This window comes from Neisseria sp. HMSC15G01, assembly GCF_001808255.1.
Lineage (GTDB): Bacteria > Pseudomonadota > Gammaproteobacteria > Burkholderiales > Neisseriaceae > Neisseria > Neisseria subflava_A.
The window spans coordinates 8,398-20,579 of sequence record NZ_KV792672.1 but is presented as its reverse complement, the minus strand read 5'-3'; the positions used below and the strand labels follow the sequence as shown (position 1 = coordinate 20,579).

Annotated in this window: 11 protein-coding genes, 6 tRNA genes and 1 pseudogene; 12 read left to right on the top strand and 6 right to left on the bottom strand. The window is 47.4% G+C overall.

What is annotated here, in order from left to right:
• Positions 1-145 precede the first annotated feature (145 nt).
• Complete coding sequence (locus HMPREF3139_RS04915) at positions 146-631, top strand: DUF4189 domain-containing protein (RefSeq protein ID WP_070460952.1); 486 nt, start codon at positions 146-148, stop codon at positions 629-631.
• A gap of 72 nt (positions 632-703) precedes the next feature.
• Here HMPREF3139_RS04915 and HMPREF3139_RS04910 read toward each other — a convergent pair whose 3' ends face one another.
• The 4 genes from HMPREF3139_RS04910 to HMPREF3139_RS04895 all read right to left on the bottom strand — a co-directional run bounded on the left by HMPREF3139_RS04910 (position 704) and on the right by HMPREF3139_RS04895 (position 2,240).
• Positions 704-1,144, bottom strand: a complete 441-nt coding sequence (locus tag HMPREF3139_RS04910) for a hypothetical protein (protein ID WP_003682952.1) — start codon at positions 1,142-1,144, stop codon at positions 704-706.
• Between the two features lie 70 nt (positions 1,145-1,214).
• The gene (gene smpB, locus HMPREF3139_RS04905) at positions 1,215-1,661 is read right to left on the bottom strand and encodes an SsrA-binding protein SmpB (protein WP_003679566.1); all 447 of its coding nucleotides are present in this window, start codon (positions 1,659-1,661) and stop codon (positions 1,215-1,217) included.
• Positions 1,662-1,745: 84 nt separating this feature from the next.
• On the bottom strand, positions 1,746-1,961 hold the full coding sequence (locus HMPREF3139_RS04900) for a hypothetical protein (RefSeq protein WP_003746135.1): 216 nt from the start codon (positions 1,959-1,961) through the stop codon (positions 1,746-1,748).
• 75 nt (positions 1,962-2,036) lie between these two features.
• Positions 2,037-2,240 (bottom strand): cold-shock protein, encoded by a 204-nt coding sequence (locus HMPREF3139_RS04895; protein ID WP_070460950.1) that lies wholly within the window; start codon positions 2,238-2,240, stop codon positions 2,037-2,039.
• A gap of 257 nt (positions 2,241-2,497) precedes the next feature.
• Here HMPREF3139_RS04895 and clpS point away from each other — a divergent pair, with 257 nt between their 5' ends.
• Together clpS and clpA are read left to right on the top strand one after the other, a co-directional pair.
• Positions 2,498-2,809, top strand: a complete 312-nt coding sequence (clpS, locus tag HMPREF3139_RS04890) for an ATP-dependent Clp protease adapter ClpS (RefSeq protein ID WP_070460948.1) — start codon at positions 2,498-2,500, stop codon at positions 2,807-2,809.
• A 3-nt stretch (positions 2,810-2,812) separates the two neighbouring features.
• Positions 2,813-5,092, top strand: a complete 2,280-nt coding sequence (gene clpA, locus HMPREF3139_RS04885; protein ID WP_070460947.1) for an ATP-dependent Clp protease ATP-binding subunit ClpA — start codon at positions 2,813-2,815, stop codon at positions 5,090-5,092.
• Positions 5,093-5,158: 66 nt separating this feature from the next.
• Here the strand turns inward: clpA and tkt are convergent, their stop codons facing one another.
• On the bottom strand, positions 5,159-7,138 hold the full coding sequence (tkt, locus tag HMPREF3139_RS04880; protein WP_070460946.1) for a transketolase: 1,980 nt from the start codon (positions 7,136-7,138) through the stop codon (positions 5,159-5,161).
• Between the two features lie 449 nt (positions 7,139-7,587).
• Between tkt and ccoG the strand changes: the two genes are divergently transcribed.
• From ccoG to HMPREF3139_RS04840, 9 genes are all read left to right on the top strand, one after another.
• A complete protein-coding gene (gene ccoG / locus HMPREF3139_RS04875; RefSeq protein ID WP_070460945.1) occupies positions 7,588-9,072 on the top strand; it encodes a cytochrome c oxidase accessory protein CcoG in 1,485 nt (494 codons plus the stop codon).
• 5 nt (positions 9,073-9,077) lie between these two features.
• Positions 9,078-9,644 (top strand): FixH family protein, encoded by a 567-nt coding sequence (locus HMPREF3139_RS04870; protein WP_083290046.1) that lies wholly within the window; start codon positions 9,078-9,080, stop codon positions 9,642-9,644.
• Between the two features lie 674 nt (positions 9,645-10,318).
• Positions 10,319-10,879, top strand: a complete 561-nt coding sequence (gene pgsA / locus HMPREF3139_RS04865; protein ID WP_003679552.1) for a CDP-diacylglycerol--glycerol-3-phosphate 3-phosphatidyltransferase — start codon at positions 10,319-10,321, stop codon at positions 10,877-10,879.
• 94 nt (positions 10,880-10,973) lie between these two features.
• Positions 10,974-11,049, top strand: a tRNA-Gly gene (locus HMPREF3139_RS04860).
• A gap of 21 nt (positions 11,050-11,070) precedes the next feature.
• A tRNA-Gly gene (locus tag HMPREF3139_RS04855) sits at positions 11,071-11,146 on the top strand.
• A 34-nt stretch (positions 11,147-11,180) separates the two neighbouring features.
• A tRNA-Gly gene (locus tag HMPREF3139_RS04850) sits at positions 11,181-11,256 on the top strand.
• Positions 11,257-11,292: 36 nt separating this feature from the next.
• Positions 11,293-11,366 (top strand) — tRNA-Cys (locus HMPREF3139_RS04845).
• A 10-nt stretch (positions 11,367-11,376) separates the two neighbouring features.
• A tRNA-Cys gene (locus HMPREF3139_RS11020) sits at positions 11,377-11,454 on the top strand.
• A 21-nt stretch (positions 11,455-11,475) separates the two neighbouring features.
• Positions 11,476-11,565: transfer RNA gene (locus HMPREF3139_RS04840), tRNA-Leu, on the top strand.
• A gap of 26 nt (positions 11,566-11,591) precedes the next feature.
• Here the strand turns inward: HMPREF3139_RS04840 and HMPREF3139_RS04835 are convergent.
• Positions 11,592-12,126 (bottom strand): annotated as a pseudogene (locus tag HMPREF3139_RS04835) (site-specific integrase); the annotation flags it as partial.
• Between the last annotated feature and the right edge of the window lie 56 nt (positions 12,127-12,182).

Genomic DNA, 12,182 nt, shown 5'->3' with positions numbered 1-12,182 from the left:
TTTAGGGGATTTTGGGGAATTTTGCAAAGGTCTCGGCCTATAATCTATCTGCCACACTCAAATATTCATTTTAAAAGCAAATTTATATCAAATAAGTACTTTTGCTTTATAATAACAACAAATACCCAACAAACAGGGAACAAACATGAAAAAAACACTAATGACACTTATCCTTTGCGCACTGACTCCTGCCGCCCTAGCTGCCGATACTTACGGCTACCTGGCCATGTGGCAAAACCCTGCCGACAGCAATGAAGCGCTGCAAATCAAAACCACCAAAGAAAATGCCACACAACTGGATGCAACAGCCGAGCTCGAAACATTCTGTAAAGGCCAAGATGCCTTAGCCGGTATCGGCGCAGGCCAAGCAACAGGCTGCAAAACGGTTGTCCCACTGCACAATACCTGTATCGCGGTTGCCTACCCTAAAGCCATGGGCAAATTAACTGCTCAAAACGTGGTGGCCATTACCTCCCCACGTTTCAAAACCGTGCATCAAATTGCCTTGAGCCAGTGCATCAAAAAATACGGCTCTCAAGGACAATGTGCTTTAGAAACAGTCTATTGCACTTCTGAAACCTACTATCAAGGTACGGTCAAAACCCTTTGGGAAAAAATCAAATCCATTTAAGGCCGTCTGAAAATAAAACCGGCTTGCCCGATATTCTCCATATCACGGCAAGCCGGTTTTTTATTCTGGCTTTTATTTGCTGTTTTTTTCCAACAATTTGGCGACAACGCCTTCAGCCTGTTTCACCAAATCAGGATTGGTTCGAAAGTGGTTTTCATCGTTCAAAGAATAGCTGACCGTAGAAACCGCATACTTGGTGCTTCGCAACACAAATACGCCTTTACGCAAGATTTCGTTATTGCCTTTGGTTTTGTAACGCAGATTATACGGGCAAGAAGAATCATACAGTTTGCCGCGGTTGTCTGCGGTTACAATCGTGCTGCCAATGCCGCGTTTTGCCAAAGCTTTGGACAAAGCACGATCCAAATCATGCGGTCTTACTTTTGCATTTTGAATGATGCAGACATGTTTGATGCTGGTCAGCTCTTCAGGTTTCAATACTCTTTGTTCCGTAGTAGAACACGCGCCCAGCAACAATACGGCTGAAGCCGCCGCTAAAATCATGGTTTTCATCTGTTTTCCTTTTAAAATGTTCAAACAATAAATATTCAGACGGCCTTTATAAAAAGGCCGTCTGAAAAAATCAACGTACGTTTTTCATCAAGCGTTGTTTCTCACGCTTCCAATCCGCTTCTTTCAGGCTTTGGCGTTTGTCATGCTGTTTCTTACCCTTGGCCAAACCGATTTCCACTTTGATTCTACCGCGGGTGTAATGCAGGTTTAAGGGCACAATCGTATAACCGGCGCGTTCGGTTTTGCCGATTAACTTATTAATTTCCGATTGTTTCAACAACAACTTACGCGGACGAACAGGGTCAGGTTTGACGTGTGTCGAGGCAGTGGGCAATGCGGTAATGTGGCAGCCCACCAAATAGAATGCGTCTTTTTTCCAGTAGATATAGCTTTCTTTTAATTGCACGCGTGCAGCGCGGATGGCTTTGACTTCCCATCCCTCCAATACTATACCGGCTTCGATTTGGTCTTCGATAAAGAAATCGTGAAAGGCTTTTTTATTATTGGCAATACTCATTGTGCTGATTCTTTACAAACTTTTCAGACGGCCTATTTTATCAGGCATGCTTAAAAAATAAAACGGCAAACGGTTTTGAAACGTTTATTCGCTTAAAACATGGCGACGGTAAAAGCGGTCTATATCGGCAATGGCTTTTTCATCTTCAGGACGCAAATCCAGTTTCAAATCGGCAAGGCGGATCAAAATTTGGTCTTCACGCTCGGCAACGGCGCAGCTGACCTCGCCTTCGCTGCGGAAATGACGGATAAGCTCGTCCAACTGGTTTAAAGCATTTTGATAAGATGAATTTGGATTCATAATTTTTAACTCGAACGCCCATAAAAAATGGCGGGAAACCCCGCCATGATTATACGGCTTATGCCGCGCATTTGATTAAGCAGCTTGAATGTTAGCAGCTTGTTTGCCTTTAGGGCCGGTGGTTACGTCGAAAGATACGCGTTGACCTTCTTTCAGGGTTTTGAAACCATCCATGTTGATCGCTGAGAAGTGAGCGAACAAATCTTCGCCACCTTGATCAGGAGTGATGAAACCAAAACCTTTAGCGTCGTTAAACCATTTTACGATACCGGTTGCCATTAGAAACTTCCTATACTTAAAAATTAACAAAATCAGCAAAACAAGGCATACAAAAAACTAAAACGTTCAGCGTTTCTCCCACGTATTGCATACGCGGTTGAGTGCCAACTTCTGCTTAACCGTCTTTTTACATTTGTTAAGACAAAACGTCAAGCTATGTTTTCAAAAAAGTGGGAAAATAGAAAAAAATTGCCGAAATACAACAGAAAAAGGTTTGCACTCTAAAACAGGCCGTCTGAAAACTGAAACCTAAGATTATGAGCCATCCGAATACCGACCACCAATCCGATACCCTGCTCAGCGATATCAACACACAGCCGCCGAAACGTTACGGCGTATTTTTATTGAACGACGATTACACCACCATGGAATTTGTCGTCGAGATCCTGACCGAAGTCTTTATGCTTGCACAGGAACAGGCGGTGGCCGTCATGCTGCTGGTGCACCACGAAGGCAAAGGCCTGTGCGGCACCTACACGCGCGATATTGCCCAGACTAAGCAACATCAGGTCATGGAACGTGCCAAAGCTGAAGGGCATCCGCTCAAATGTATAGTTGAAGAGGTTTAAACCATGCTTTCACCCGAATTGGAACACATCCTGCAACTGCTCTACCGTGAAGCACGCAACGCGCGTTATGAGTTTATCAGCTTAGAGCACCTGCTTTTGGTGCTGATAGAAGAAGATGCAGCTGTGCCGAACGTCTTGAAACTGTGCGGTGTGGATTTGAAAGTCCTGTCCGAGCAGCTTGCCGCCAGCGTTGCTGAAAATATGCCGCAAATTCCCGATCATCTTCTGGATACGGTCGAAACCCAGCCGACATTGGGCTTCCAACGCGTCATCCAACGGGCGATGGTGCATACCCAGTCTGCCGGAAAAGCCGCAGTAGAACCTTTAGATATTTTGGTTGCTATGATGAGCGAATCCGAAAGCCATGCCGTTTATTTCCTCAAATTGCAATCCATTACGCGCTTTGAAGTCTTGCGTTGCATTGCCCATGGCTCACCCGATGACGAGGATGGCAATGATTCAGACGGCCTGGGACGCGAGGGCGAAGAAGCGGAACAAAAAACCGGCTCCCTTTCCGACTACACCGTCAACCTCAACGACGAAGTCAAAGCCGGCCGTATCGACCCTTTGATTGGTCGCAAACACGAAATGGAAAGGCTGGTACAAATCCTGTGCCGCCGCCGCAAAAATAATCCGCTTTTGGTTGGCGAAGCTGGCGTAGGCAAAACCGCACTGGCGGAAGGCTTGGCACATCAAATCGTCAACGGCGACATTCCCGATGCGCTTAAAGATGCCGAAGTGTACGCGCTGGATATGGGCTCGCTTTTGGCGGGTACGAAATACCGTGGCGACTTTGAAGCGCGGGTCAAATCCGTCTTAAAACAGCTCGAAAAAATCCCGCACGCCATTTTATTCATCGACGAAATCCACACCATCATCGGCGCGGGCAGCACCAGCGGCGGCACAATGGACGCGTCTAACCTGCTCAAACCCGCATTAGCAAAAGGTTCATTACGCTGTATCGGCGCGACCACTTACGACGAATACCGCACCATTTTCGACAAAGACCACGCCTTAAGCCGCCGTTTCCAAAAAATCGACGTGGTCGAACCTACCGTTTCCGAAACCGTGCAAATCCTGCGCGGCTTGAAACCGATGTTTGAAGATTTCCACCAAGTCCGCTATACGCAAGGCGCACTTGAAGCCGCCGCCGAACTCTCCGCCCGCTACATCAACGAACGTTTCCTGCCTGACAAAGCCATCGACGTAATGGACGAAGCAGGCGCGGCGCAACGGATTCTGCCTAAATCCAAACAGAAAAAAGTCATCGGTAAAGCGCAAATTGAAACCGTCATCGCCAAAGTCGCGCGGATTCCCGAAAAAACCGTGTCGCACGACGACAAACAAGTGCTGCAATTCCTCGGCCGCGATTTGAAAAACATGGTTTACGGTCAGGAAAACGCTATCGACGCGCTGGTTGCCGCCGTCAAAATGTCGCGTTCCGGCCTTGCCCTGCCCGACAAACCGATAGGCAGTTTCCTCTTCTCCGGCCCGACCGGCGTCGGCAAAACCGAAGTCGCCAAACAACTTGCCTACTCGATGGGCGTATCGCTGCAGCGCTTTGATATGTCCGAATACATGGAACGCCATGCTGTATCACGCCTCATCGGCGCGCCACCGGGCTATGTCGGCTTTGAACAAGGCGGCCTTTTGACCGAAGCCGTCAACAAACAGCCGCATTGCGTGTTGCTCTTGGATGAAATCGAAAAAGCCCACCCCGACATTTTCAACGTCCTCCTACAAGTCATGGACGCAGGCAAACTGACCGACAACAACGGCAAGAGTGCTGACTTCCGCAACGTCATCCTGATTATGACCACCAACGCAGGCGCAGAAAGCCTCAGCCGCCCCAGCCTCGGCTTCACCGCCAAACGCGAACGCGGCGACGAAATGCAGGCGATCAACAAACTCTTCACACCCGAGTTCCGCAACCGCTTGGACGCGATTATCCCGTTTGCACCCTTGTCCGAACCCATCATCGCCAAAATCGTGGACAAATTCCTGCTCCAGCTCGAACACCAGCTCCTCGACAAAAAAGTCGAAGCCGAATTCACTCAGGCATTGCGCAAATATCTGGCGGAAAAAGGTTTCGACCCGCAAATGGGCGCGCGCCCGATGCACCGCCTGATTCAGGAAAAAATCCGCAAACTGCTCGCCGACGAACTCCTGTTCGGCAAACTCGCCGAAGGCGGCTTTGTATTGATAGATTGGGATGCGGCAAAAGAAGAAGCCGTGTTGAAATTCAAGAAAAACAAAGTCAAACCTGAAGCAGAAACTGTTTAACCAGTTGAAAAATAAAAGGCCGTCTGAAATTTCAGACGGCCTTTTTATCTCAATCAAAAATCTGATTTACAAGACGGATTTAACAGTGGCAACCACATTGTCTACGGTAAAGCCGAATTCTTTGAACAGCAAATCAGCAGGTGCAGACTCGCCGAAGCGGTTGATACCGACCACTGCGCCGTTCAAACCGACGTATTTATACCAGCCGTCGGCATGTCCGGCTTCTACGGCTACGCGTGGCAAGCCTTCCGGCAGAACGGCGGCTTTGTAGGCAGCATCTTGGCGGTCGAATACATTGGTAGAAGGCATGGAAACAACGCGTACGGCAATACCTTGTTCTGCCAATACCTTTTGCGCCTCCAGAGCCAATTCAACTTCAGAACCGGTAGCAATTACAACAGCTTGCGCATTGCCTTTAGCTTCACTGATTACGTAAGCACCGCGTTTGATGTTGTTCAGCTGTTGCTCATCACGCGCTTGGAATTTCAGGTTTTGACGGCTGAAAATCAGGCTGGACGGGTGATCGGCCGCTTTAACGGCTTCAGACCACGCTACCAAAGATTCAACGGTATCGCATGGACGCCATACATCCATATTCGGAATCAGGCGCAGAGTGGCAGTTTGCTCGATAGGTTGGTGGGTCGGACCGTCTTCGCCCAAACCGATGGAATCGTGGGTGAACACAAATACAGGGTTGATTTTCATCAGCGAAGCCATACGTAAGGCATTACGCTCGTATTCACTGAACATCAGGAAAGTCGCGCTGAATGGTTTAACACCGCCATGCAGGGTAAGGCCATTCATCACCGCGCCCATACCGAATTCACGCACGCCGTAGTGAATATAGTTGCCGCCGTGTTCGCGGGTAACGGAAACGCTGTTTGACCAGTCAGTCAGGTTGGACGGGGTCAAGTCGGCAGAACCGCCCACCAATTCAGGCAGCTCTTTTGCCAAGATTTCGATGCTGTTTTGGCTGGCTTTACGGGTCGCGATGGTTTCTGCTTTGGCACACACTTCTTTCAATGCGGCTTGAATGTAAGCGTCGAAATTTTCAGGCAGTTTTTTATCCATGCGGCGCACGAATTCTGCAGCTTCGGCAGGATATTTGGCTTGATATTGAGCGAAGAGTTCGTTCCATTCGGCCTCAAGTTTCGCGCCTTTTTCTTTTGCATCCCATGCTGCATAGATTTCTTGAGGGATTTCAAACGCAGGATAAGCCCAACCCAAATGTTTGCGCGTGGCTTCGATCTCATCCGCACCCAAAGGCGCACCGTGGGTTTTGTGACTGCCTTCTTTGTTGGCACTGCCTTTACCGATTAAGGTTTTGCAGCAAATCAGGGAAGGTTTGCCGGTTTCGGCTTTGGCCGCTTCAATGGCCGTCTGAATGGCATCAGTGTCATGACCGTTTACATTTGGAATCACATGCCAGCCGTAGCTTTCAAAGCGTTGCGGAATATTTTCGGTAAACCAACCGTCCACTTTACCATCGATGGAAATATTGTTGTCATCATATAAAACAATCAGTTTGCCCAAGCCCAAAGTACCGGCAAGCGAGCAGGCTTCATGCGATACGCCTTCCATCATGCAGCCGTCGCCCATGAAAACGTAGGTGTAGTGGTCAACGATATTCAAACCGTCTTTATTGAATTCGGCAGCCAAGATTTTTTCGGCCAAAGCCATGCCCACAGCGTTGGCAATACCTTGTCCCAATGGACCGGTCGTGGTTTCCACACCGTCGGTGTAGCCATATTCAGGATGGCCGGGGGTTTTGCTGTGCAGTTGGCGGAAGTTTTTCAGATCATCAATGGAAACGTTGTAGCCGGTCAGGTGCAACAGGCTGTAAAGAATCATGGAAGCATGACCATTGGAGAGGACAAAACGGTCGCGGTTGTAGAATTTCGGGTTGGCTGGATTATGATTGAGGAACTTCGTCCACAATACTTCCGCCATTTCCGCCATACCCATAGGCGCACCCGGGTGGCCAGAGTTGGCTTTTTGTACGGCATCGACTGAGAGGAAACGGATTGCGTTTGCCAGTTGAGACATGGTTTGACCTTCCTTGGACAAGATTGGAAATATGAAAAAAGTGTGCCGATTATCGCCTGAATCAGCCGTGCTTTCAAGAATAGCCTTTGATATTTGCATTGTCAGACGGCATGATTTCCAATAGGCCGTCTGAAACGGACGGGATAGATGATATTAACTGTTATTTCGTTTTGAAACAGTATGTTGTAAATTTTTTATCGGATAAATAGGAAATCGCTATAAGTATAAACCTACACTTATTCCGTAAGTCTTTGAATACTGCTCTTTTCAGACGGCCTTGTATGAGACAGGAGTACCGCAACTATTGTTAAGGGCAAACCCTGCTTTTGCTTTGCATAGAGTCAAATGTTATGATTTTATATGCACTCCAAAGGCCGTCTGAAAATATTCGCATCAAACTACTACCATGACAAAAGGCTTGTGTGCACTTCGATTAAGGAACACTGATTATGTCACCCGAAAACCAAGCTGAAAACGCCACACCCTCAACAGAAAAAACGGCAAAAGCCACTCCGCCCAAACCTTCCAAACCCAAATCCAGCGTAATTCAAATTCATCCCGAAGGCGAACGCATCCATCCGAAAAAAGCAGAAGGACGCTTTGCCAAACTACGTATCGCCGCCGTATTGGCGACCCAGTTTGTATTTTACGTAATTCCATGGTTTAACTGGAGTAACCGTCAGGCAGTTTTATTCAATATCCCTGACCGTCATTTTTTCATTTTCGGCCTGTCACTGGGCATGGGCGATTTGATTTACCTTGCCTTGCTGCTGATGATTTGTGCTTTCGGACTGTTTTGGTGGACAACCATTGCCGGTCGTTTGTGGTGCGGCTACTCTTGCCCGCAAACGGTTTACACCGAAATCATGCTTTGGATCGACAACTTGGTTGAAGGCGACCGCAACAAACGTTTAAAACTGGAAAAATCGCCTTGGAACTTTACTAAAATCCGTATTAAAGCCACCAAATACCTGCTGATTTTCCTTGTCTGTGCGTGGACAGGTATCACTTTTGCAGGCTGGTTTGTCCCTATCCGCCAGTTTGTTCCCGATTTATTCACCGGAGCAGCAGGCGGTGGCGCAATGTTTGCCGCAGCGTTTTACGGATTCATGACCTTCTTTTTTGCCCACATCATGCGCGAAAAAGTGTGTCTGCATATGTGCCCGTATGCACGCTTCCAAAGTGCGATGTTTGACAAAGACACACTGATTATTTCCTACGATACCGAACGCGGCGAACCTCGCGGTGCACGCAAAAAAACCGCCAACAAAGAAGACAGCGGCTTAGGCGACTGCATCAACTGCACCATGTGCGTACAAGTCTGCCCTGTTGGTATCGACATCCGCGACGGTCTGCAATACCAATGTATCGGTTGTGCAGCCTGTGTCGATGCTTGTGACGAAATCATGGACAAAATGGGTTATCCGCGCGGCCTGATCCGTTACACCACCGAAGGTGCAATGGAGCATGAATACCCTGAAAGCGACATCAAAAAACGTCTGAAACGCCCTCGCGTTGCAGGTTATGGTGCAGTATTGTTTGTGGTTATTATTGCTTTCTTAACCGGTATTTCCACCCGTAAAATGGTCGAAGTGGATATTCTGAAAGACCGCGGCGTGATGGTACGTGAAAACAGCCAAGGCTGGTTGGAAAATGCCTACAACCTGCGCATCATTAATAAGAGTGAACATGAGCAGACCGTTACTGCCACAGTCAAAGGTTTTGATGATATCGCCTTGACCGGCTTACCCGAAAACGGTATTAAAATTGCGCCACGCGAAACCGTAACCATTCCGGTTCAAGTATCCACCATCCCTGAGTACGCCGAAAAAGGCAGCCAGCCGATTGAATTTACTTTCACATATCGTGAAACCGATGACGCTGATGCCGAACCGACTGTCTTGAATGAAAAAGCAACCTTTATTGGAGAATAACAACGGTGTCCAAACCCAATCCCACTAAGCCTTGGTATAAACACACTTGGCCTTGGGTGCTGATGGCAGGTCCAATCTTTGTCGTTATCGCCAGCGTTTCCATGTTCTTCGTCGCAAAAGAACATACGACAGACTTGGTTTCCGACGATTACTATAAAGACGGAAAACACATCGAAATCCAGCTTCACCGCGATGAAGAAGCCGTTAAACGGCAGATTCAGGTGCAGGTTTTAATCAGTCCGGACATGAATGCCGCCAAAGTATTCGTCAGCGGACAATTCGATCCCAAACAGTCATTAAACCTGCTGCTGATGCACCCTACACGCAAAGCTGACGACCAAATCGTCAAGCTGCGCACCGTAACAGCCGAGCCACAAAACGGCCGTATGGAATACGAAGCCGTCTTTAAACCTTTACGCCCAACCAATCATTGGTACCTGCGCGTTGAAGATGCCTCAGGCGTATGGCGTGTTGAAAACAAATGGATAGTTAGCCAAGGCAACGCAGTCAATCTGACGCCTATGGACAAATTGTTCGACAACGGCAAACAAGCCGCTTCAGAAGAACAATAAATCCCATGTTCAGGCCGTCTGAAACTTTCAGACGGCCTGAAAATCTTTTACCCTCTATCATTCTTTAAAATATGATTTTTTCCAATTGGCGCAGACTGACAGAAAACGAAGTCCGTATGGCAAAACAGGTTTTTGCCGACGGCATAGACTTCAACCGCATTAAAATATATCGCGGCATCCCCTTCCTACCCAACCCCAATACCGCCATTGCCCCCAATGGAAATATATATTTCCCGCGCAAACACTGCCCTGATGATTTCACTCAAGCCGGCATCGCCTACAAAATCTGGCTGATTCATGAGCTTACACACGTCTGGCAACACCAGCGCGGTCACAAAGTTTGGTTATCCGGTTTATTCATTATGCTCAAAGGCGGATATAGGAAACGCAAAGCTTACGCCTATCCCATGCCTTTGCCTCACTTCAACCAACTCAATATTGAGCAGCAGGCCGACCTCGTTGCCCACTATTTTGCAGCCACTTACCTGCCCAAAAACATTTATACCCCTCAACAACCCATTTTTCAGACGGCCTTAACAGACTTTCTTCACAACCCGCATAACAAAGCCCTTTGCCCACGTTACTTGTCGGCAAAAAAACAACACTCAAAAAAGCCCAGTAAGCAAATAAGCTATAATGGACAATCCGACACATCGTCCAAAAGGTCACAAACCATGCCTTGGAACATACCTATTTTACTTACCTGGATGCGCGTCCTATTAATCCCCGTGTTTACCATCCTATTCTATTTACCGAACACATGGATTCAACCACAAACCGTCAACTGGACAGCCGCTATCATCTTTGCACTTGCAGCTATTACAGACTGGTTTGACGGCTTTTTAGCACGTCGCTGGAAACAAACCTCCGACTTTGGCGCATTCCTCGACCCCGTTGCCGACAAACTCATGGTTGCCGTTGCCCTACTCCTGCTCGTCAGCCTTGGCAGAACATACGCTATCTTCGCCATGATTATTATTGGCCGAGAAATTACCATTTCCGCCCTGCGCGAATGGATGGCACAAATGGGCAAACGCGGCAGCGTTGCAGTGGCCACTATCGGCAAATTCAAAACCACTGCCCAAATGATCGCCATCTTCCTTTTACTTATCGGCACAGACAAATATAACGACCCTTTCTATCTCATTGGTAACATATTGATGTTTATAGCATCTGTATTGACCATCTGGTCCATGTGCTACTACCTGAAAATGGCATGGAAAGAATTCAAATAAAATTTTTAAAAAAATAAAAACAAAACACTTGACGCACACGATTAAATCCATAATAATTGCGTCTTCTTCGATATACGAAGCAACAAATATCAGAGCGGGAATAGCTCAGTTGGTAGAGCGCAACCTTGCCAAGGTTGAGGTCGCGAGTTCGAGACTCGTTTCCCGCTCCATTAAATCATGCATCCGAATACGCGGGAATAGCTCAGTTGGTAGAGCGCAACCTTGCCAAGGTTGAGGTCGCGAGTTCGAGACTCGTTTCCCGCTCCATCCTGATTACTTGTTGATTGTTCTTTTTCAATATGCGGGAATAGCTCAGTTGGTAGAGCGCAACCTTGCCAAGGTTGAGGTCGCGAGTTCGAGACTCGTTTCCCGCTCCAGTTTCAATACTACCAACACTCCAAAGTAGTTTATTTGGCGAGATAGCAAAGTGGTTATGCAGCGGATTGCAAATCCGTCTACGCCGGTTCGATTCCGACTCTCGCCTCCATCCATTTCATGGCGGGGTGGCAGAGTGTTTATGCTATAAGGGGTGCAACCCTTATATAGGCCGGTTCAAATCCGCGCCCCCGCCTCCAATCTATCAATTTATTGTCTACGCCCGGGTGGTGAAATAGGTAGACACAACGGACTTAAAATCCGTCGGCCCTAAACCGGCCGTGCCGGTTCGATTCCGGCTCCGGGCACCAATAAATATCTGAATTTATTGAAAAACCTAAGATTCTAAATTTCTAATTGACAGCTTATTTGTAAGGCTGTCTTTTTTGTTTGTGCCTGATTTGTGTCTAACTTGCGCCATTTGTGTCAAATGTGACAAGCTCGTGCAAAACTTGAGCATGTTGATGAAGATGCCCAGGAGCCAAATGTGCGTATCTCTGCACCATCCTTAACGTCTTCCAACCACCCATTTCTTGCAACACTCTCCGCTGAACTAACCAACTTGCCCAAGTGTGCCTTAAATCGTGCCAAATAAAGTCTTCTATTTCTGCCAGTTCTAACGTCTTCTTCCAATATCGGCTGTTAATGCCGCTAATTGGTTTATTCCACTTATTCACAAAAACAAATTTCTTATGCTTGCCTATCTGCCGCTTTAATACTTCAACAGCAGTATCATTCAAAGCAACACCCAGTACATTTCCAGCTTTCATTTCATCAGGATGATACCAACAGACCTTCCTATCTAAATCAACCTGATTCCATGTCAAACCCAAACCATTTGCCTGTCGCAAGCCGGTATTTATACTAAATAATTAATTATCATATCAATACTCAAAATTGAAAATGTTTGAAGGTAGTAAAATTGACT